At 57.2% G+C, this 20,617-nt stretch carries 17 protein-coding genes and 3 pseudogenes; 7 read left to right on the top strand and 13 right to left on the bottom strand.

Annotated features, from left to right (window positions below):
- Window positions 1–226 precede the first annotated feature (226 nt).
- Window positions 227–2,170: an archaea-specific SMC-related protein gene (locus tag DJ73_RS00740; protein WP_094524386.1), complete on the top strand. Its 1,944-nt coding sequence runs from the start codon at window positions 227–229 to the stop codon at window positions 2,168–2,170.
- A gap of 17 nt (window positions 2,171–2,187) precedes the next feature.
- Here DJ73_RS00740 and rdfA read toward each other — a convergent pair whose 3' ends face one another.
- Complete coding sequence (gene rdfA / locus DJ73_RS00735; RefSeq protein WP_094524385.1) at window positions 2,188–2,817, bottom strand: rod-determining factor RdfA; 630 nt, start codon at window positions 2,815–2,817, stop codon at window positions 2,188–2,190.
- A gap of 405 nt (window positions 2,818–3,222) precedes the next feature.
- Between rdfA and DJ73_RS00730 the strand changes: the two are divergent.
- Window positions 3,223–3,915, top strand: a pseudogene (locus DJ73_RS00730) (IS6 family transposase).
- A gap of 11 nt (window positions 3,916–3,926) precedes the next feature.
- Here DJ73_RS00730 and DJ73_RS21285 read toward each other — a convergent pair.
- From DJ73_RS21285 to DJ73_RS00680, 10 genes and pseudogenes are all read right to left on the bottom strand, one after another.
- Window positions 3,927–4,729, bottom strand: a pseudogene (locus DJ73_RS21285) (DUF6036 family nucleotidyltransferase).
- Window positions 4,726–5,652 carry a MarR family transcriptional regulator gene (locus DJ73_RS00720; RefSeq protein ID WP_094557058.1) on the bottom strand — a complete coding sequence of 309 codons (927 nt, stop codon included), beginning with the start codon at window positions 5,650–5,652 and terminating at the stop codon, window positions 4,726–4,728. The pseudogene DJ73_RS21285 and the gene DJ73_RS00720 overlap by 4 nt, the downstream one beginning before the upstream one ends.
- Window positions 5,653–6,150: 498 nt before the next feature.
- Window positions 6,151–6,570, bottom strand: a complete 420-nt coding sequence (locus DJ73_RS00715) for a metal-dependent transcriptional regulator (protein ID WP_094524383.1) — start codon at window positions 6,568–6,570, stop codon at window positions 6,151–6,153.
- Between the two features lie 155 nt (window positions 6,571–6,725).
- Window positions 6,726–7,517, bottom strand: coding sequence for a hypothetical protein (locus DJ73_RS00710; RefSeq protein ID WP_094557057.1), 792 nt, complete (start codon window positions 7,515–7,517; stop codon window positions 6,726–6,728).
- Window position 7,518: 1 nt separating this feature from the next.
- The gene (locus tag DJ73_RS00705; protein ID WP_094557056.1) at window positions 7,519–8,436 is read right to left on the bottom strand and encodes a hypothetical protein; all 918 of its coding nucleotides are present in this window, start codon (window positions 8,434–8,436) and stop codon (window positions 7,519–7,521) included.
- A gap of 93 nt (window positions 8,437–8,529) precedes the next feature.
- Window positions 8,530–9,471, bottom strand: coding sequence for an FAD-dependent oxidoreductase (locus DJ73_RS00700; protein ID WP_141212010.1), 942 nt, complete (start codon window positions 9,469–9,471; stop codon window positions 8,530–8,532).
- 3 nt (window positions 9,472–9,474) lie between these two features.
- Window positions 9,475–10,719, bottom strand: coding sequence for an ABC transporter substrate-binding protein (locus DJ73_RS00695; RefSeq protein WP_094524380.1), 1,245 nt, complete (start codon window positions 10,717–10,719; stop codon window positions 9,475–9,477).
- Window positions 10,720–10,790: 71 nt separating this feature from the next.
- On the bottom strand, window positions 10,791–11,549 hold the full coding sequence (locus tag DJ73_RS00690) for an FAD-binding protein (RefSeq protein ID WP_094557055.1): 759 nt from the start codon (window positions 11,547–11,549) through the stop codon (window positions 10,791–10,793).
- 3 nt (window positions 11,550–11,552) lie between these two features.
- Complete coding sequence (locus DJ73_RS00685) at window positions 11,553–12,740, bottom strand: ABC transporter substrate-binding protein (RefSeq protein WP_094557054.1); 1,188 nt, start codon at window positions 12,738–12,740, stop codon at window positions 11,553–11,555.
- 60 nt (window positions 12,741–12,800) lie between these two features.
- Complete coding sequence (locus DJ73_RS00680) at window positions 12,801–13,811, bottom strand: HEAT repeat domain-containing protein (RefSeq protein ID WP_094557053.1); 1,011 nt, start codon at window positions 13,809–13,811, stop codon at window positions 12,801–12,803.
- Between the two features lie 267 nt (window positions 13,812–14,078).
- On the opposite strand from DJ73_RS00680, the gene DJ73_RS20560 reads away from it, so the two are divergent.
- Window positions 14,079–14,591, top strand: a complete 513-nt coding sequence (locus DJ73_RS20560; RefSeq protein WP_198948033.1) for a hypothetical protein — start codon at window positions 14,079–14,081, stop codon at window positions 14,589–14,591.
- Window positions 14,592–14,876: 285 nt separating this feature from the next.
- Window positions 14,877–15,514, top strand: a pseudogene (locus tag DJ73_RS00670) (IS6 family transposase).
- A 604-nt stretch (window positions 15,515–16,118) separates the two neighbouring features.
- On the opposite strand, the gene DJ73_RS00660 reads toward DJ73_RS00670, so the two are convergent.
- Entirely contained in the window at window positions 16,119–16,442 is a 324-nt protein-coding gene (locus tag DJ73_RS00660; protein WP_094524375.1) for a hypothetical protein, read from the bottom strand.
- A gap of 1 nt (window position 16,443) precedes the next feature.
- Complete coding sequence (locus DJ73_RS00655) at window positions 16,444–16,791, bottom strand: helix-turn-helix domain-containing protein (protein WP_394338190.1); 348 nt, start codon at window positions 16,789–16,791, stop codon at window positions 16,444–16,446.
- A 228-nt stretch (window positions 16,792–17,019) separates the two neighbouring features.
- Between DJ73_RS00655 and DJ73_RS00650 the strand changes: the two genes are divergently transcribed.
- The 3 genes from DJ73_RS00650 (at window position 17,020) to DJ73_RS00640 (ending at window position 20,605) form a co-directional block, all read left to right on the top strand.
- Entirely contained in the window at window positions 17,020–17,910 is an 891-nt protein-coding gene (locus tag DJ73_RS00650; RefSeq protein ID WP_254921551.1) for a CPBP family intramembrane glutamic endopeptidase, read from the top strand.
- Window positions 17,911–18,161: 251 nt separating this feature from the next.
- Window positions 18,162–19,031 (top strand): ABC transporter ATP-binding protein, encoded by an 870-nt coding sequence (locus DJ73_RS00645; protein WP_094557051.1) that lies wholly within the window; start codon window positions 18,162–18,164, stop codon window positions 19,029–19,031.
- Window positions 19,028–20,605 carry an ABC transporter permease gene (locus DJ73_RS00640; RefSeq protein ID WP_094557050.1) on the top strand — a complete coding sequence of 526 codons (1,578 nt, stop codon included), beginning with the start codon at window positions 19,028–19,030 and terminating at the stop codon, window positions 20,603–20,605. The genes DJ73_RS00645 and DJ73_RS00640 overlap by 4 nt, the downstream gene beginning before the upstream one ends.
- Window positions 20,606–20,617: the final 12 nt, after the last annotated feature.

The raw sequence follows: 20,617 nt of genomic DNA, 5'->3' as shown, positions 1-20,617 counted from the left end.
GGATGGGACAGTACAACTATTCAATAAAAAATATATTCTGTCCTGATATCTGAAATAAATTCAAAATAATAAATTAATCACTTTGGAATAATAGTCATAGTGCCTTATCTACATCGCATTAGAATAACAATACTAATTTTGTTATGAGGTTTTGAGATGCTCGATCCTGAAGGTGGAAGTGAGTCAATGCCACAACTCTTTTATTATAAAGATTCTATACAAGGATATGAACCGGGCAAATATACTCGATCAAGCCGCCAAACTTGAGGTAGAAAATATGGGGGGTATCGACAAAGCATCTGTAGACTTTTCTCCCGGGATCACGGTATTGGAGGGAAGAAACGCGACGAATCGAACGTCGCTACTCCGGTCTATCATGGCAGTTATGGGAAGCGATAATGCGTCCCTGAAAGCAGACGCGGATGAAGGACGAGTTGCGCTCGACGTTGATGAGGAAACCTATGTGCGAACGTTCACTCGCACAAATGGCTCCGTCACGGCTGGAGGCAACCCCTATCTTGATGAGCCAGAGCTTGCCGACCTGTTCGCATTTCTCTTGGAAACCAACGAAGCCCGTCGATCCGTCATCAGCGGTGCCGATCTTCACGAGCTCATCATGCGACCAGTCGATACCGAATCGATCCAATCAGAAATCCAACAGCTCGAACGGGAACGGTCGCAGATCGACGATGAACTCGATGAACTCAACGAGCTGAAGGGTGAAATGCCAAAGTTGGAAGAGGACCGGAGCCAGCTCAAAGACGAGATCGAAGCGAAAAAAGAGGAACTAGTAGCAAAGGAAGAAGAGATTGAGACCCTCGATGCCGACGTCGACGAAACGCGGGAAGAGAAACAAGAACTCGAGGCCTGCCTCGACGAACTCCGCGAGAAACGCGCCGAATTAGATCGGGTTCGATCCGACATCGAAGTCGAACAAGAGAGCATTGAAGCACTGACAACCGAACGGAGAGACCTCGAGTCGGAGCTCGATGAGCTTCCCGACACACCGATGGGGGAGCATGACGAGCTCAAAAACGAAATTTCCAGACTTCGAGACCGGAAAGAGAGTCTCGAAAGCGAGGTGAGCAACCTCCAGAACGTGATTCAGTTCAATGAAGAACGGCTGGAAGAGAGCGAAGGAACTGTCACCTCCGTTCTGAGCGCTCAAGAGACTGACAGCACAGTGACGGATGCACTTGTCGACGACATGGTTGTCTGTTGGACCTGTGGATCCGAAGTCGAAGAGGAGAATATCACACAGACGCTTGATCAACTTCGGGATATCCGTCAAGAGAAACTGGAAACGGTCCGGGACCTCGAATCGGAATTGTCTCAGCTGAAAGGCAAACAGCAGGAATATCGGGAACAACAGCAGCGAAGAGAGTCGATTGAGAGAAAACTCACTGGCATCGAGAGTGAAATCGTGGAACGCGAAGAGCGATTGGATGACTTGCGAGACGAGCGAGAACATCTCAACGAGGGAGTCGAGGATCTTGAATCGGAGATCGAAACGTTAGAATCTGCAGACTTCAGTGAAATTCTGGATCTTCACAAGGAGGCAAATCAGTTGGAATTCGATCTCGAACGGCTTGAATCTGAGCTGGAGGATGTGACGGAACAGATCGGCTCTATCGAAGAGCGCCTTGCTGAGGAGACACGGTTGAATTCGCAGCGAGAAGAGATCAGTACTGAACTGACGGATCTCCGGACGCGAATCGATCAGATCGAAGAGAACGCTGTCGAGCAATTCAACGAGCATATGGATGCAGTCCTCGAGACTCTCGGCTATGAGAACATCGAGCGCATCTGGATCGAAAGAGTCGAGCGCGAGGTACGAGACGGACGAAGAAAGGTGGAAAAAACTCAGTTCGAACTACACGTCGTCCGGAGTACCGACACCGGAGCGGCGTACGAGGACACCGTCGATCATCTTAGCGAAAGCGAACGAGAAGTCACTGGACTGGTGTTTGCTCTTGCGGGCTATCTCGTTCACGAGGTGTACGAACGGGTTCCGTTCATGATTCTGGACTCCTTGGAGGCCATCGATTCACAGCGAATCGCATCGCTGATCAATTATATGGCCGACTATCCGGAGTTCTTGGTTGTCGCTCTGCTCCCCGAAGACGCACAGGCTCTCGACGACGATTATACCCTCATCACTGAAATATAGGACCCGGCCAGAAGCGGCTATGTTCCGTCCTCGCAATCACAACCGCCACGTTCCAGCAGGTCAATAACGCTGTACTGTTCGCCACAGTCCTCGCAGAGAACGTCAACATCGATAAACAAGCGAAACTCGCCGAGCGTGATTCGCTCTGTTGATCGGAGTCGATCCAAGCTGCCCTCGGTGAGTGACCGTAGGCGGGACTGGAGACGTCGGATGGAATCAAGAACGCTCTCCACTTGCTCGCTGTCGGAGGGGGATTCGTAGGAAGCATTCCGATATTTAGTGAGGTACGACCGAATTGCCTGATACGAGACGAAATCGCGTTCGAGTTGCTTGACATCGACGCCATCCCGTTCAAGACGATTTCGAGCCTCGGTTCGCATACCACTACTCACGTCATCAGCGGTGAGGAGACGATAAAGATTGGAGATTTCTCCGTCTACTGTAGAAATTCCTGCAGAGGCCATCGCACTTTCGAGCAATCGCTGATTGAAGAGATCTGCAAGATCTCGGAGACTCTTACGTTGTTGGTCCTCGGCAGTCCAGAGCCGTTCAAGTTTATCGCCGAGAGATTCAGCGAGATGATATTCAGCGATCAGTCTCGCAACCTTATTCGACTTTCTTGATTGTCCACTGGTTTCTTCCGGCATATTCCCAAATAGCGGTGGCAACATATATAATAGCGGTGCTGTTCAATCGAGTATCCTCACGGTCTCCTCTGGGGAATATTGATACCAGCCGATGCGATAAAACTGAGATCATACAGTCGAAAAATTAAATTTTCATAAGATTATTATCATACTAATATTATTTATATGAAATTCATAGAGAACGGGTTAACAAACTTTATAAAGACATCAATTCCTGATATATGTCAAATTGTGCGTTCTATTCATATTTAAAAACAGAGTATATTGTATTATTAGCCGGAGTTCTGTTTATAACAGCAATAATGTATCTCATGGCGGTGTTGATATAAGATCGAAAGATAAGGCGGTCAAAAAGTCGAGCGGTCTAGGCTCTCGTTCGACCGCCTTAACGGGGATAAGGGTTGTATCGAGTTAGATTTTCTATAGCAAGAGGTGACACCTGAGCCGGGGAAAAAGCTCGGTATCCGGCTTTATTTAGCTAGACAGTCATGTTCTGATTCTATCTCGATTCTTGATATTTTGGGTGTCGATCGGCATCGAACTACCGTCCATCGGTGGACACAGAAGGCCGATCTACAGCCGACAGACGGTACCTGTCCGAATCACGTCGCGGTCGATGAAACCGTGATTCAGCTCAATAGTGAGCAATATTGGCTGTACGCTGCCGTCGATTCCGACACAAACCGTCTGCTCCATGTTCGGCTCTATCCGACGAGAACTAACGCAATCTCTTCGATGTTTCTCTCAGAACTTCGTGAGAAACATCAGGTTGACAACGCGATCTTTCTGGTCGACGGTGCTCCATGGTTACAAGCGGCCTGCCATCGCCACGGGCTACGATTCCAACATGTCACACATGGAAATCGGAATGCCGTCGACAAATCGGTGGCCGTCTCGCTGCTCGAAAAGGGTGGCCGCTATGAGGTCCGATCGGCGTCCGGAAACTGGTACGAAGTCGACGTGATCAGCGAGTCGTGTACTTGTCCGGATTGGCAGCAGCGAGCGCCCGAGGCCGGCTGTAAACACCTCCGACGAGTCGATTACGAAATCAAGCAGGGGCGGGTCCCACGACCTGATGGGTGCCTTCCCTCCCCGTAGTCGTGACCGGACTACTCCATGGGACGGACTGTGTCGCCAATCCGACGGACCCGGTCGAACGTTGAGAGATACGCGAGCCGGTCGTGAACCTCGTCAGTATCCCGCTCCAGTTCGGCGGCCAGTTCGTCGACGGTCATCGGCTCATCGAGTGCCTGGAGGACTTCGATCCCCCGGTAGTACCTATTCGTGAGCTCCTAGACGCGGGCCTCAATCGGCGTGGTCACCCCGTACCGCTCCTCAAGTTCAACTAGAGCCCCGTTCGCGAACGTGGCGAACTGATCGTCCCCCAGGCGTTCGATCTGGGCTTCGAGTTCATGCCGGACGACGTCGTAATCGAGGCCGGCCTGCACGAGCATATTCATGTCCTCGATGTCGTCGTCGCGGCCTGCGATCGCCTTGAACAGGAAGATATCCTCGTTGCTAACCAGCCGGACCGTCAGTCGATCCAGGTTGAGGAACGGCTCACTGCGCTCTTGCATACCGTCGGTGAGCACGAGCTTGTTCGCGACCTGCTGGTTGAAGATATCGAGGCGACACCCATCGTCGTTCTCGACGCAGCTCGTCGCCCCCAGCGCCCGGTAATCTGGATCCAGCGATTGACCTCCGTATACCCGAGGTCCATCAGAACGGCCCACAGCTGGCCGTACACGTCGCCATCTGGGACGACCAGGTCGATATCTTTGGTCGCCCCCTTGAGGTCGCGCAGCGACATCGCGCCACCACCGATCAGGTAGACCGTGAGCGGTTCAGATAGCCCGTCCCCGATTCGCTGGAATTCGTTCTCGATGTACTCGCGGCCGAATGTTGGTCTCATTGTGGTAGTGGCACCTCGTAGTCAGCCGCCAACTCCTGGAACTCGTCCCACTCCGGGAGTCGGTCGTCGTCGACCTCGCCGTGCGTCTCGAGGTAGCGGAGCAAGGCGTCGATTTCGTCTTCGAGGCCATACTTCGCCGCCTGCTTTCGGAGATCCTCCTCGTCGACGTCGACGTGGCTGAGCAGGAGGAGACAGTACGAGCGGTGGCGGCTGCCGTCGTCGATCAGCAGCGTGTGACAACACAGCTCCGCCGGCGAGACTGCGTCGAGTTCCTCGGAGTAGACGTAGTAGCGGTGGCCGGTGAGTAGGAACTGGAGATCAAACATCGAGAACCGAGGGAGGCCGGTTTCGTGGAATCCGTCTGCGTCTATCTCCGTCTCGGTTTGAGCAAGAAATTCGTCGTAGTCTTCCCAGAGAATCGTGCCCTTCGAGGTAACGGCTTTGAGGCGTTGGCGGTGGAAATGATGGGCGAGTTCACGGGCGAACTCGTGTAGGCGGTCAAAGTCGGCGTTGAACTCGTAGCGGCCGTCGACGGTCCCGACAAGCCCACGGTCGCGAAACCGCTTGAGGGCCCGGTTGACCGTGTTGCGGTAGTTGTCGCTCCGGTCAGCGATCTCGGAGACGGTTCGCGGCTGGTCGAGGTAGTACAGCACTTCGAGTGCCTTCCCGGTCAGCAGTTCGGGGAGGTCGATGTGGGAGTGCTGGCGGACGAGGTTCCGAAAGAGTTGGACGGCGCGAGCATCCGACGGGACGACTCGTTTTCGCCGGCCATCGCGTTCCGTGTAGACGAGCCCCTTCTCGACGAGTTCGGCGACGGCACGAGAGAGGTAACTCTCGCTGTGGTCGAGCTTCGTCGCGAGCTCGGAGATCGTGTCGCCGCGGTCAACCGTGGCGAGGACCTCGAGTTCGATGCGCCGGAGCACGGTGTAACATAGTACGAAACTTGTATATAAAGAAGTTTCGAGTAGTGTTACATCCAGCAATCGCGAGAACCGCCCCCATCGTCTTAACCAACAAAACTATGGGTTCATGGGCCGTGTTGGTTAACACGAGAGTAGCCGATGTCCTACGAACCCCCGACCCCACCGGCGAACCTCCCGACGGAGATCGTCAACACGCTCAACGAGTCGAGCCCGGAGCCTTCTGCGCTCATTACACTCTCACGCTGGAACCATAGTATCATAAATCTTAGTATTACGTGGGACTAAAAATATCTCTTACAGCGCCTTTGTAGCCAAAATTCCGAGACTATGGGTGCATCATTAATGGAATGTATCAATTTTTCGCATCGCCTGAACTTGGGACTGGACCACTGCTGGTCATACGACTTGGTCTCACGCTACCGTACGGCGCCCACTACCGCTTGCTTGTGCTGACCGATATCGGGGTCAGGAAGCATCGCTCATCGATATCGGTTGTAGTCAAGAACTCTCGTAATCGGTCGCTGCCGACGAGTTTGCTCCGTCGGAATGTGATGGGGCGTCCGTCTCAATGGGCAATGTGTTCGCCAGGCGCTCGGCAACGGTCGGACTCACGAGTCCGGCCAGTTCCATCGCCTCCTTCTCGTAGTCGTCTAACTCCAAGAGGCTCCGGAAGAACCACGAGATGGTCACGTAGGTTTCGTGTAGTTCTCCAGCACGCTCGCGCCCTGCGTCTGTTAGAGTCACTCCGTTGTACGCCTCGTACTCAACGAGCCCATCTTCCTCGAGTCGCTGGAACGTTTCAGTGACGGTCGCCGGCGAGCGGTCCAGCGTCTCGGCCACCGCATTCGTCGGGATCGGTGGATCGTCCTGATGACCGAGGATATACACGGCCAGTAGATGCTGTGCGGCTCTACTCATCGTTCGTCCGGCTGGTCTCGTGAGAGAGTGCTGTTCGCCGAATCCTCGCCACAGTCTTCTGTGTCAGCATCAGAACAGTCATCGGGGCCGAACAGTGCAGCGTACACCCACGCCCACGCCTTTGCACGCTGTCGACGAGGTCCCTCACCCATCGGTCATGCCCTCCGGACCAAGTGGTCTCGCACGGTTCGTTGGCAATCTTCACACGTCTCATCGAGCGTCGCGACCGTTGCGAGCACCGGATGGTCGACCGAAAAATCCTGATACAGGTACGGGATGAGGCTTCTGTGACGGATGCCGGCGTCAACACCGTTGTTCGTCGTCTTCTGGAGGAATTCCTGCCGGTCGCGAGCCACCTCCTCACAGTAGTCACGATGGCTGGCCAACGTCTCGTGACGTTGTTGTAGCGCATCGAAGCCGAGGTCAGTCAACGGCGTCTCGTTCGCGTCGACGATCCAGGCGATGATGTCGTCGACCGCTGCATCCGCCTCGTCGAGGTGCGCTTCCTCGCGTTCGAGCGCTTTCTGTAGCGCCGTCGCTTCCGCCCGCCGAGATTGTGCTTCGGCGAGAACCATCCGTTTGAGGTCGGGAGTGAATGAGGCCTCTGTCGTCGGAGCGAGTGCGACTGCGATTGCGTCAGTGAATTCCTCGCGGATCGTTTTCAGCAAAGACTCAGTCTCGTCGATGTCGGCAACGCTGTGAGGGCGAATCGTCTCGGTGAACACCGTTCGGACAGGCCGACAGCCATCGGTACTGGACGCGTCTGCGGAGAGGTGGGTGACCCCACCGGCTGTCGAGAGGCTGGCGACCGATGATGGTGTCTGCTCGGGCTGTAGCTTCTGTACCCGACGGATGAACGTGTCGTAGGCGTCCAGCATCTCGTCGATGGGCTCCCGCTCGGATCGAGCGCGCGTTCGCGCTTGCTGGATATAGGTGTCGACGGTCATCTCACACCTCTCCCTCGATTGGAGCACTCACGAGGCCGTTCTGCTCTCCCGTGTCCGCGAGGCCGAACGTGAGTTGCCAGTCGCCGTCCACGGCGGTCACCTGAACAGACTGTGGGGACTGCTCCGCGTGATGTCGACAGAGTTCAAGCGTCAACGGTAGCACAGGGAGTCGGCCGTCCTGCGCTGAAAGCGCGTAGCCAGAGATCTGTACGACAACGACTCCTGAACCCCCATCGAGGTCAACGGAGTACGGCGAGCGCGTGTAGCTCTCGATGACACCTCGTTGCTGGAGCGCGGTCAGGCTCCGCTCGAGTGAATCACCGTCTTCGCTGGGTGACTCTAGTCGTGTCGCAGCGTCGGCGAGAACTTCGGCCTGGTCAGCAGGAAACAGGCGCTCGTCGAGTTCGCTGGCCATGCTCTCGAGGAGACACAGACAGAGTTCGTCGGGATCACCGACGGTCTCGGCGAGCTCGAAGTACGTGTCCATGACGGCGCCCTCGACACTGTCGTATCCCGCTTCGGAGAGCGTCTCGAAGACCGCGCCGGCGACGCGGTGACAGAACTCGACGAGGTCGTGCCGCTCGGGCGTGGCGCTGTCGGTGAGATCGGGCTCGGAGAGCCTGTCTGGTGGGCTGCCTGTCTCTGAGTTACGTTCGTGCGCTACTGTCGTGTCTTGGGCCGTCTCCTCACAGACGATTAGGTCGTAGAATGGGACTTGCGGGTCGTAGCGTTGTAGTGCCGAGCGGTACTGCTCGGTGGCGCGAGCGGCAGCTCGCGCGGTGACCCGATCCGGGAACCGGGTACCGGCCGCTGGGACTGGCCGGTCGCCCATCCGCCCACAACGGAGGTAGTACTGACCGTCCTCGGTCGCGAGGGCTTCGATGTGTTCCCTGATGTCGATGAGTGTTGGGCCGACCATGGTGGTTTGGTGTCTTACGCGCTGTGTTGATCGAGTGGGGGAGAGTCAGCGTGGCGACTCCCGAATCCAGCGGTCAAAGCCACGAGATGGCGCTCAGTTTCTGTCATCGGTGGTGTCGAGGCTCGCAGCGTATTCGGAGACGACATCGTCGTCCATCGTCTCGAGCAGTGCCCGCTGTCCGTCACGATCCCGACGCGCCCGCTCGTCGGTGCCGATCTGTCGGTCCAGGAACTCGGATTTTAGATGTTCGAGGGCCGCATCTGCCAAACCGGAGTCCACGTCGTCAACGAGAATCTCGTTTTCGAACCACTCGCGGGTGTGGTCGTCCCACGCTTCATCGCCGGCGTATCGCCCGTCGTGGACGACCCAGTCGACGTAGTGGTCCGCAACGGCAGGCCAGTAGCGGGCGGCGATATCGTCCCGGATCAGCGAGAGCGCTGCGTGCGCACCGTGGCCCGCACTGACGATGGCTTGATGTACCGTTTCGGTCGTCATCCATCCGGCCGCGTACAGCCCGTCGACCGGCGTGCGCCCGTTCTCGCTGTCGACCATCCCGAACGCCTCGTCGGTCTCTATCTCCTCGATGAACGGCTCGAACATCTCCCCGTCGTACGCGGTCGCGGCGAGGACGTACCGGACGCGATAGTCGCCGTCGTCACTCTCTATCTCGAACCCATTCGAATCCAGCGGCTCACCGCCTGCATCTGTCGGTGGCTCCTCGATGTCGACCCGCTCGACGCGCTCGACAGTCTCCTCACGGACGGTCCCACCCTCGTACTCGACTTGTGTTCGCCCCAGTTCGAGAAATCGGTCGGGCGTGATACCGACCGGAAATCCAAGGAAATTCTCGAGGACGGCACATTGCTGGATGGCTGACTTCCCACGAGCGAGGACGAGCGTGTTCAGTCCGTAGCGTGCGAGAAACGTCGCTGCGGACAGCCCGGCCGCTCCGCCCCCGACGACCAGTACGTCGTGATCGAGTGTGGAGTCCGGGGAGTCGGCTCCCGTCGGTCCGATAGTGTCTGTGCGTGCCATGCCTCAGATGTCGCCCGCGATAATGTCCTTGACGCGCCCGCGGTCGAAGAGCTGATTCTCCTCAGGGACCTCCGGGAATGACTCCGGGTCGAACGCACCGAACTCGTCGGGATAGAGCTGCTGTGCGACCATCTCGGTTTGCAGGAGGTTCACGATGGGGCCCTGCTCGCCGTACTGGCCCGGAAACACGCGGCCTTGCTGAACGGCCGTCAGTTCCTGTCCCACGGAGTCTTCCTCCATCGGAGTGACGTACTGCTCCCGAAATGCCTCGGCGGAGAAGCTATCCGTGTCGCCGGTGGTACCGATACCCCAGTGGACGACGATAATCTCCGGGTCCACCTCGAGAAGCGTTTCGTAATCGATCTGCCCGCCGTCTTCCATCTCCTGGGGGAACGCACTCGCGACGTTCAGATCCCGATACGGCTTCATCTCGTACCCATCGTCCTGTGTATTCAACGGGAAGAATTTCCCCTTCGAGGGTTCCGAGCCGCCGTTGACGAGGCCGATCGTCGGCTGTTCGTCGGGCGTACGAGAAGCGATCTCTGACTGCACCTCGTCGTGTAGCGTGGCGAACGCTTCGTATCGCTCCTGTTCTTGGAAGGCGTGAGAGAGCTGCTCGAACGCGCCGTAGAGACTGTACAGTTTGTAATCGTGGAACTCGCGTCGGCGGCGGCAGTTGTTCCCGAAGAACGGCGCGACGTTCTCGATGATCTCCTGCGTGTCGTCCTTGCTCCAGGAGTCGTCCCAGCCGGTCCCGTGGAGGTAGTTCGGATCCATCAGGAACACGTCCGGGTCGAGTTCGTAGAAACTCTCCTTGTCCCAACCGCCCTCGGACCACATCGAGGGGAGCGCGTCCTGGTCCGGGACGTCGATGTCGAACGGATCGAAAAAGAACCCCGGAATCATATTGCCCGCGGTGAGGAACCCCTCTCGCTGCCCCAGCGCGAACGCCATGTCGGCCCAGCCGCCGTTGTAGACCGTCCACGTCTCGGGAACGGCATCGAAGTGGACCTCTCCCGCGGGGACGATGGAAGCGGTGTATCCGGTATCGGTCTCGGTCGACTCCGTCTCGGTCTCGCCGGTTTCGGAATCGGTCCCACTCTCGCCGGTGGTCGTTGGCTCCTCTGTGGCCCCGCTACCGTCACCCCCCGTACAGCCAGCCAAGAAACTCGTACCCAGTAGCGTACTCCCGTACTTCAGATAGCCTCTACGTGTCGATCCGGTATCACTGCTGTCGTGAGCAGTCATACGTTTTAGGCCAGCCTAAAAATTAAAAAAACTATCGATGGGGCTCTACTGAGAGACCCTTCGCGTCGCCTCTACCCTCCGTCCGAATGGTTCCCCTCGTTTTCGAGACGCGGGTGCGTTTCTTGTTCGTCCGGGTGGGGCTCGGCAAAACGCTCACCCATTACGTCGAGTGAGCGCGCTTCGCGGTCCGCCCGCTCCGCCTCGTCGATCTCGTCACAACCGGGCGGCAAGTCCCGCCCACGGTCTGTAAAGTAGCCCTCGGGCGCGACCCAGTCGTGGTAGAACGGCCGCTCGTCGTCTTCGAGGATCGTCACGCCGACCTCGGCGCCGTGGCCGGCACAGACCGCTGCTTGGTGTGGCTTCTCGGCGAGCCGACCGGCCGAGTAGAGGCCGTCGACGCCGGTGCGCCCGCGCTCGTCCGTGTCGAGGAACGCTTTCCCGCGGTCGCTGATGCCGACGCCGTCGACGTCGGCCAGATAGCCGACCGCGTTCTTCGTCGCCGCGACGACGTACTCCGTACGGTAGCGGTCGACGGCGTCGGTCTCGACGGCGAATCCCTCGTCGGTATCTTCGACACTTGCGACGGTCGCGGTCACCTGCTCGCAGCCTGCTCCGGCCACTTGTTTTTCGAGGAGATCGAGTAGCTGGCGGCCGTTGACGCCGGCGGGGAAGCCGGGGGAGTTCTCGAGGTGGGCGTTCCGTCGGAGGATCGACTCGCCGGCGGCAACGACGAGCGTATCCAGCCCGTGTCGGGCGGTGAAGACGGCTGTCGACAGGCCGGCAACACCGCCGCCGATGACGACGACTTCAGGTGGGCTGGTCGTGCTCATTGGTCAGATGTCGCCGTTGATGATGTCCGCGACCCGCTGACGGTCGAACAGTTCGCCCGTGTAGACCTCGGGGAAGTACAGCCTCGCGTAGCGCTCAGTCAGGAACAGGTTATGTAACGGCCCGGAGTAAATCGGCCCACCACGGAACACCATGTCGTTCTGGACAGCAGCGAGTTCCGAAGCCGCCTCGTGGTCTTTCATGAACGCCAAGACAGTGTCTTCGAACTCCCCGTGGCTCTTGTTTTCGTGTCCCCGGACGAGAATGGAGTCTGGGTCGACTTCGAGCATCGTCTCGTAGTCGATCTGACCCCGATCGGTCGTCGAGAGCCCCTCGACTCCCGTGTCTGCGAGGGCGTCGCTAAGGCCGAGATCGCGGAAATGCTTCTTGTTCGCCCCTTGGTCGCTCAGCCGGTAGGGGTAGAACGCCTCCGGCTCGTTGCCCGCAGCGAACGTCAATAGCGCGTTCGGTCGATCGTCTGCTGGAGGAAGATCGGCTTGTACCCGAGCGATGAATTCGTCGTGGAGCTGTTTAATCCGGGTGAACTTCTCTTCTTCTTGGTAGATATGGGCGGTTTTTTCGAAGGCCTCGTACAGCGTGTAGTACCGATAGTCGTGCCACTCGTCGGTTCGGCGGAATATCGTGTTGCCGACGAACGGCGCGACGTTGCTACTGACTTCCTCGACGTCGGACTCCTCAAGCTTGAACGAGCCGTTGTTGATGAGCCACTGCGGATCGATGAGATGGATATCGCCGTCCAGCTCGTAGAAGAGCTCCTTGTCGACGCCGCTGTCGCTCAGTCGCGTCAGCGACTCCGCGTCGACGCTCACACCGTCGAGTTCGTCGTAATGACTGGTGTGGAACCGCGATGGCAGTCCCATCGAGAGGATCGAATCGCCGTGGCCGAGCGCGACGGCCATGTCGGCGTAGTCAGGGAAGTAGTGTGTGACCCGCTCTGGCGGCTCCTCGAACTGCACCTCCCCGACCGGAGCCATCTCGACAGTATATGAGCTGTCTGTCTCTGTCGATGTCTCCGTCGTCGACTGATCGTCCGCGCTCGTCTCGTTCGGCGTCGAGTCGGAATCGGACTGGCCCGCACACCCGGCGAGTAGTCCGCCGCCAATGACTGCGCCGCCGTACTTCATGTAGTCACGCCGTGTCGGTGCCTCGTGACCGCTGGAATCGTCTGTCATATTTTTTAGGCCCACCTAAACATTGAAAAACGTTCCGAATTTTAGGCCGGCGAAAAAATGTCAGCGAGGAGTACCGCACCGCGGACACATCGGCGGCCCACTCTTCGGCAGATCGAGTCCGCAGTGCGGACATGCGTCGCCGTCAAGGGCGTTCATTTCTTCGACTACTTCGTCCGTCCCGTCTCGAATCGACTCGATCGTGCCGACTCCATCGGGAGTCCCGCCAGATCTTTCGGTGGCTAACTGCCGCCGACAGAACTCTAGCCGGTCGGTCAGGAAGGTCGGTGGGTCCTCGTGCTTGGCCTCGACATCATCGAGGTCAGGCCCCGACTCGACTCCGGGCTCTGACGCTGCGAGTAGTCCAAGCGCTTCGGCCGCCCGCCCCTGCACGTACGGGTCCTCATCACCGAGTCGCCCTTGGAGCGGTTCCGCCGCCTCGGCAAGCTTTTCTGGATACTCACACCCGACGACCACCAATGCCGTACAGAGGTGATACCGGACGAGTTCGTTTTCATCGCCGAGGTGCTCGGCCAGCGAGTCGACCTGGTGGCGGAGTCGAGCCGGATCGCCGAGCGCGACGTACGCCAGCGCCTTCGCGAGTTTCTCTTTGACCTCGGGTTCGTCGAACTCCAGTCCGATGCGGAGGTCGGCCAGCGTCTCTGGATCAGTGACTTCCTCGAGTGACTCGACTGCGACGTAGCCGAGTGCTTCGGCACTCCTAGCACGGACATAGTAGAACTCCTCGTCGTCGGCCAACCGCTCGGCGAGTGCGTCGACGGCAGGCAGGACGGCTGCCGGTTCGGACTGCGCGAGCGTGACGAACAGCTTCGCGGTCGTCAATCTGACTGCTCGATCATCATCGGTCAGGAAGGTGGAAAGCGGGTTAGTGAGCTCTTCAAAGGAGAGTGGCAGGTCTTCAGCGGCGTCCCGAACCGCTCTCAACGCACGCTTACGGGTCTCAGTATCAGCTGCGCCGAGTCGGTCGAGACACCCCACTGTCCCTTTATGATCTTGTTCCTCGAGAAGAGTAGTCAGGCGGTCAGGCGGTGGCGGCTGATCTGGGTCACTCATTGATCTGTTCGGATATGTTACTGGCTTTCACGACCAATCGCTTCAATCCGGTGGTTCTGCGCTGCCCTGCGAAGCCTATACTGAGCGTCTCTATTGAGGAAAGGTGCTGGGCAGGCGAGACTGCGACCACCTCTATGCTGCCGACACAAGCGCGCATCAATGTCGGAGACGCTGGACCCGCTCTCGGACCGTGCCTGCCGGATGACCGACGCCTAAAACACAGGAATCGAAATCACTGAACGGCTGCGAGACGGTGACTCCCTGCTATTGAGCGTTGTAGATAGTTCAATCCAGACGGAATACCTCAGCGATAGCTATCCAGAGTGGCACCCTGCTCCACACTCCTTTCTCGGAATGGTTCGGCTCCCCATCTACCGAGAGGCAACAGGTGAGAGCTATCGAGCGCTGGCTCGGTATCAAGAACTTGCCGAACCACTCGATTTGGAACACATCCCCGATGAATCCGTGTTGTCCCGTACGTGGCGGAAACGCTTCGACGACGGCGTTCGGGAGTTCGTCCAGGTTGCTGCGCACTTCGTCATCAAACAATCTCACGACCGCGAGTTTTCAGCTCCCGCTGTCCGGTCGAAAGCAGAGATCGTCGACGAAGTGGACCTCTCCACTGATGATGAGACGGCTGGCTGTGAATTCTCCGACAAGCAAATCTACCGGACGACTCGACTCACTCGTGATCACGGCTTCGATGAGTTTGATTCCGGTCGCGCTGCGAACACGACCTACGAAGACACGCAGTTCTTCGAATTACAGACGTTCATGTGAATGGTCAACTGCGGGACACCGCAAGGAGCGGCTCGGTTTCAGTATCGACACGGTTCGGACAGCAGTCCACACGGCGATACGCATCTTAGAACGATCAAACAGTTCACGCCAGGGGAGCTGATCGATGGATTCGATACAGTGGCCGATCGGCTGCTCGCGGTCATCGAATCCGAAGCATCGTTCCGTCGGCCGGTTACCGTGCGGTCGACATCACGACTATCCCCTATTTCGGGGTGGTGTTCAGATAAAGATGAATAGTGAGGCGGTGTGTTTTCTGAGTGGTTCATGCCCGAAAACACACGCCTCACTGGTAGTATCGACCAGATCGAATTAGGTTTTGTGGAACGGCAAGCGACACCGAGATTGCTCATGAAACTCGGTATTCAGTTTCATCTTGCTGGCCTATCACTTTCAAATACAGTCTCTATTCTTGGGATATTCGGTGTCAAACGTGCTCGGTCAACCGTTCATAATTGGGGTTCACAAGGCTGATTTACAGCCCGAAGCTGGTCGGTGTCCGGATCACGTTGCGGTTGACGAGACTGTGATCCGACTCAACGATGAGCAATATTGGCTGTATGCTGCCGTCGATCCCGAGACAAACGAATTACTCCATACAAAGCTTGAACCGACGACAACGAAGGTTCTCGCTCATTCGTTTCTCACGGAACTTTCCGAGAAACACGACGTCTCCGACGCCGTGTTTCTCGTCGATGGATCGCACTCGTTACAAGCTGCGCGTCACCGCCACGGCTTCGATTTCAGATACGAGAAACATGGAAATCGGAACGCTGTCGAACGTATCTTCAGAGAAATAAAACGCCGAACTATCTGTTTCTCAAACCGTTTCAGCAACGCCGAAGCAGAAAACGCCGAACGACTGGCTCAGTTCGTTCAGCTTCGCATGGAATCAGCTCATCTGAACACGATGTACAGCACCGACAACAGCTGAAAAAAGGACGAACGGGATCACAGCGACCTGTCGCTTAGTTACATTCATACTTGTATCGTCCCTTCCCCCGGAAAAATCTCTTCGGGTGTTCAGTTCGCACATTCATCTGACGGTTATTTTGACGCTGACGAGGTGAAACAAATAACGATCAACTGCTGCATGCAACCTCTGTATCTCGCACGGCGATCATATAAGAACTTAAACATTTCAACAGAGCCACCTCTGAGGATCTCAGCAGAGCTGGACGAGTGAATATCTGGATTATCGCATTCTACAGAGTCGCTATGCCACGGTAATCGCGTACAGTACGACACTCAGGCCGATAACCGTCACGAGACCCCGTACGAGCAAGACAATCCCATTCGCCCCGCCAGTCAGGTCAGCCAGCATAACAGCCACGTACACCCCTGCCGTTAGCAGACCGATACCGATGGCTAACGCCCGCATCTTTGGAGAACTGTTTCGTTGGTATCCCCGATAGGCCAGCGTAGCGACAAACAATCCAACGAGAGCAGTCACGCTACGGGTGATCGACACCACACTGAACGGTTCCATTGCTAGCACACTCGCTACGATCACCGCATCTCACCTCTGTACACGATCCACAGGATCGTACCTAATCCAAATAGCTCACAGCCACTGACGAGTATCGACCGACCGACGGTCCCAATATCGGTCGCCGTGGGCAACCCGACACGGAGCACCTCGGGCACCGTAATCAGGAAGATGAGTCCCACCGCGAGCCAGAGCATTCCGCGGTGAGCCGGTCCTTGACGGTAACCACGAATTAGAACGACGGTAATAGTCAGTGACAGCACTACAGAGACCACAGAAAGAACGAGTACACCGAGTGCGATGAACGGGTCTGTTCCAGCTGCCTCCAACTGTAAGAGGGGCATATCAGGACAACCCCTCGAATAGATCTGTGAAGCGGTCGGCAGGGTCGGTTGCCGAGCGCGTCACTGCTACTTCGCAGCTCCCATCAGCGAACGTGACCGTGACTGTCTCAACCGTAGCTGTATACCGCTTGTAGTGATGTCCGTCGGGGTCAAGTTCCTGCTGTTCAGCCACCAGCTCTGCTTCTTGTAACCGGTTGAGACGGCGGTACGCCGTCGCATCAGACATGTCACAGGCTGCACAGAGTTCATCGGCTGACATCGGTTCAATTGTGAGGTGAGCGAGGATCGCTCGCGCGTACTCGTCGTCGAGTACCGCCAAGACGGCATCCTCGTCCTCATCCATACACATCCCAGATCCGGGTAATAGTAAAAAGCCTGCTACGACTTCTGAGTTGGAAGCCGTGCCTGTGGTGATACGTCTACTGTGCCCCTTGGTGTGAATATGTCGTTACAAACGACACTTGATCGAACGGTACCGAATCGACTGCAACAGGGGTGGCGAATTCTCACCAGCCCAGTTTGGAATCACGATTCGAAACGGCTCCGCGCACCGCTACGTGCGCTGCTGCCACTCGTGATGACGTTTCTCGCCTTCGGAGTTGTTGTGACAGTCGTCCGAGGTCGGTTCGAACACCCACTACGAGAGGTGCTCGAATTCAGCCTGATGGCCGTGGTCCTCGTCGCAGCTGTGCTACTCGGAGCACGACTGTTTGACCGTCGACCGGCAGCAGAGTACGGGCTAGCGTTAGACAGCGAATGGCTACGATCGTTCGCCGTTGGTGGGTTCATCGGGATTGTAATCAATGCCGGAACGTTGCTCATCGCGATTGCTGTCGGATGGGCAACCGTAACCGGATTCTTTCAAGGGTCCGATTCCCTCCCGTTCCTGTCAGCGATGCTTTTGGTGCTCGCATATACCGGCGTCCTGGCATCGTGGGAAGAGTTCATTTTCCGAGGAGCGATGCTGAAAAACCTCGCCGAAGGTGCCGATGGATACGTTCCACGATGGGTTGCCGTCGGCATCGCCCTCCTCATCAGCACTGGCATCTTCGCGTTCATGCACAGCGGCAAGGTTACTGGACCCGGTGGCTACAGCTATTACTTGCTGGCTGGGCTTATTTTCGGCTGTGTGTATGTTCTAACAGGGGACCTCGCTCTTCCGATGGGATTTCACGTGTTCTATAATTTCAGTATGAGTGCCGTATTCGGTCTCGGAGTCTCACAGCGGACTCCCGAAGTTTTTGTTCTCAATGTTAGCGGGCCGACAGTCTGGATCGGCGAAGAGGGGATCCTCAGGATGCTTTTCGCAGCCGTCGGTGGGCTATTGCTTGTAGGCTACATCCGTTGGCGGGATGGCTCTCTTGATATCGATCACCGTATTACGCAGTGGACACCGAGAGCTGAAAACTCCGTGGGGGGGCGAGAAGCCGGTGCTGAAAACACTCACTCGCAAACTGATCAGGAGTGAAATCATTGAACGTGCATAGTCTAAAGAATGCTACTCCACCAGGGGATTCACTCAAACGCATCTTTGAGCTTCGAGAACCACTTTGCATGATTGTGACGAAGCCTTCGTATGATTAATTCCGTCCACCCGTATCGGCGGTTGCTTGCGGGTAGATTCATCGGTGGGACCACTGGCTTAACGGGATGTCTAAGCTTCAGTAGTGATTCCACAAGCACAAATTCCGAGACAGAACTCACGGTTTTGGCATACAAATGAACACGCTTTCTGTCGAGAACTTGGGGAAGCGCTACGGAGACACCTGGGCCGTCCACGGGATAGATCTCACGTTTGAACCCGGAGTTATCGGACTACTCGGACCGAACGGTGCAGGAAAGTCGACACTCATGCGGCTCATTACGACCGTTATTGAGCCTACAGAAGGTGCAGTCTACTGGAACGACACGGATACAACAAAGGTTCCACAGGCAATTCGCAGCATTGTCGGGTACCTCCCGCAGTCGTTCGGCGTGTATCCGAATTTGACTGCCAGTGAGTTCCTCTCGTATCTCGCTGCGATTCGCGGAGTCGGTAACGCTGAAGCCCGTATCGACGACTTGCTGGAACTGGTTAACCTCTCTGGGGCCCGAGAGCAACGCCTCGGTGAGTTCTCTGGCGGTATGCGCCAGCGCGTTGGAATTGCACAGGCGCTCCTAGCCGATCCGGATCTGCTCGTCGTAGACGAACCAACAGTTGGACTTGACCCCGAAGAACGCGTGCGATTCCGTAACGTCTTGGCCGATCTCGCGGACGAGCGGATTGTCATTCTTTCTACCCACGTCGTCTCTGATATCGAAGCGACAGCCAGCGACATCGCGCTGCTGTATGGCGGTGAAATCCTCGCTCACGACCAACCGGCCGACCTCCTTGCGGATGCCGATGGTGTGGTCTGGGAGTGGGTCGTTCCTCAGTCGCGCACCGAGGCCATCAGAGCCGACTACACGATCAGTAGTGCCACCCGCGGCAGAGACGGCGTTCGCGTCCGCGTGGTCAGTGAGACAGCGCCAGCACCCGAAGCCGAGAGCGTTGCGCCAACGTTAGAAGATGCCTATCTGCATGCGGTCGGAGGACACCCCCGGCCATGAGCTGGTCTCGTGATGCAGCCGCTGTCGCACTCGCAGATTTTCGAGAACGCTCCCGCACGTCGAAGCTTGTCGTCATTCCGGTCGTGTTGGCGTACTTTGCAAAGCTAGTCACCGTCGATTCGACGCTTGTCGTCGGCAATACGTACACCGGTGTTCCGACAGCCGCGTGGTACGGCGGGTTGGTCGCAGGTATCGGGACGACGGTGTTGCTGTTGTTCGGCTATCCGCTCGTTCACGGCAGCATCGCCTATGATCGTACCACGAATGTCGCTGAATTCGTAGCGTCTGCACCGTTGTCAAACAGTAGCTACCTCGTCGGAAAGTGGCTGAGTAACTTCACACTCCTGGCTGTGGTCACGACGCTTCTGTTCGGCGCGACCGCCGTGTCATTTCTGCTCCAAGGAACCGGCCCGTTCAATCTGGTCGATATGGCTCTCCCATTCATTTTACTGACACTTCCGACGATGGCAGTCGTGGCTGCCGCTGGTGTCTGTTTCGAAACGCTAGGTCCTCTCCGAGGCACTGGCGGGACCGCCCTCTACTTTTTGCTCGCGATTGCAGGCGTTATCGGTAGCATCCCACCTGAGTCCCCGGTTGATCTGACCGGCCTCGTGGCGTTGCGCCAGAGTATGGCGTCGTCGATCGCTGGCCAGTATCCGGGTTTTGAGGGCCCAATCGGTTCATTCGCGTACACAGATACTGCGACCGGCATGGAGATGTTCCGATGGGCCGGACTTTCGGTGGGCCCCGCTCTGGTCTCGCGTCTACCAATCTTTGTCATTATCGGTGGCTTGCTCGTCGTGAGTGTCTTATCGTTTGACCGGTTCGACGATACGCAAGCGTGGTCGTTTGGGCTGTTTGATCATGGATCATCAGACGCTGAAGCAACAGCCGAGCTGCCGTCTACTCAGTTGACCGAGATGTCTCGTTCAAGTTCTGACAGCGGTCCCTCGCTCGCGTCTGTCACGGCTAGCGGATTTCGTCTGCAGCGGGCATTCATAGCTGAGCTGAAAATGGCACTTCGGGGCCGGCGACGACTCTGGTATGTCGGTTGTATCGCCGCTCTCGTTGGTACGCCTGTCGCCCCTCTCGGATCTCTCCGACCAACCGTGGTTCCGATCGCGTTGCTGTTGCCGCTCCCAGTGTGGTCACAATCAGGAGCACGCGAACAGATACACAGGACTCAGGAGCTGATTTTTGCCACCAGTAACCCGCTTCGACTGTTGGCAGTCTCGTATCTTGCCGGTGTCAGTGTCGGAACGGCCGTGATCAGCCCCGCGCTCGTTCGGTACGCTCTCGTCGGGAGTTCAATCGGGCTGGTCGGTGCGGTCACAGCGGTGCTGTTCCTCCCGGCGGCCGCTCTCGCCGCGGGCGTCTGGTCGGGTCGCCCAAGCCTGTTCGAGATCGGATATCTGGTAGCGTGGTATCTCGGGCCGATGAACGGACTCGGGCTGCTCGACTACGTCGGTGCCACGCAAGCCCCCGGATCTATTGCGATTCAGATCGGGTACTTGACCGCCGCAGTGATCGCACTCGTTATCGCTTCGATTGGTAGACGCCGGCAACTCGCGTAATCGAATTGGGTG

The organism is Halorubrum sp. Ea1 (genome assembly GCF_002252965.1).
In the GTDB taxonomy this organism is placed as follows: Archaea; Halobacteriota; Halobacteria; order Halobacteriales; family Haloferacaceae; genus Halorubrum.
The sequence above is the reverse complement of the archived record's forward strand: the minus strand, read 5'-3'. Positions and strand labels throughout refer to the sequence as shown.

What these genes read in the sequence shown, in the direction of transcription:
- DJ73_RS00690 (WP_094557055.1), bottom strand. Translation starts at nt 11,549, where the DNA reads ATGAGCACGACCAGCCCACCTGAAGTCGTCGTCATCGGCGGCGGTGTT.
- rdfA (WP_094524385.1), bottom strand. Translation starts at nt 2,817, where the DNA reads ATGCCGGAAGAAACCAGTGGACAATCAAGAAAGTCGAATAAGGTTGCG.
- DJ73_RS00700 (WP_141212010.1), bottom strand. Translation starts at nt 9,471, where the DNA reads ATGGCACGCACAGACACTATCGGACCGACGGGAGCCGACTCCCCGGAC.
- DJ73_RS00640 (WP_094557050.1), top strand. Translation starts at nt 19,028, where the DNA reads ATGAGCTGGTCTCGTGATGCAGCCGCTGTCGCACTCGCAGATTTTCGA.
- DJ73_RS00695 (WP_094524380.1), bottom strand. Translation starts at nt 10,719, where the DNA reads ATGACTGCTCACGACAGCAGTGATACCGGATCGACACGTAGAGGCTAT.
- DJ73_RS00645 (WP_094557051.1), top strand. Translation starts at nt 18,162, where the DNA reads ATGAACACGCTTTCTGTCGAGAACTTGGGGAAGCGCTACGGAGACACC.
- DJ73_RS00680 (WP_094557053.1), bottom strand. Translation starts at nt 13,811, where the DNA reads ATGAGTGACCCAGATCAGCCGCCACCGCCTGACCGCCTGACTACTCTT.
- DJ73_RS00650 (WP_254921551.1), top strand. Translation starts at nt 17,020, where the DNA reads ATGACGTTTCTCGCCTTCGGAGTTGTTGTGACAGTCGTCCGAGGTCGG.
- DJ73_RS00655 (WP_394338190.1), bottom strand. Translation starts at nt 16,791, where the DNA reads ATGTGTATGGATGAGGACGAGGATGCCGTCTTGGCGGTACTCGACGAC.
- DJ73_RS00740 (WP_094524386.1), top strand. Translation starts at nt 227, where the DNA reads ATGAACCGGGCAAATATACTCGATCAAGCCGCCAAACTTGAGGTAGAA.
- DJ73_RS00685 (WP_094557054.1), bottom strand. Translation starts at nt 12,740, where the DNA reads ATGACAGACGATTCCAGCGGTCACGAGGCACCGACACGGCGTGACTAC.
- DJ73_RS00705 (WP_094557056.1), bottom strand. Translation starts at nt 8,436, where the DNA reads ATGGTCGGCCCAACACTCATCGACATCAGGGAACACATCGAAGCCCTC.
- DJ73_RS00715 (WP_094524383.1), bottom strand. Translation starts at nt 6,570, where the DNA reads ATGAGTAGAGCCGCACAGCATCTACTGGCCGTGTATATCCTCGGTCAT.
- DJ73_RS00660 (WP_094524375.1), bottom strand. Translation starts at nt 16,442, where the DNA reads ATGCCCCTCTTACAGTTGGAGGCAGCTGGAACAGACCCGTTCATCGCA.
- DJ73_RS00710 (WP_094557057.1), bottom strand. Translation starts at nt 7,517, where the DNA reads ATGACCGTCGACACCTATATCCAGCAAGCGCGAACGCGCGCTCGATCC.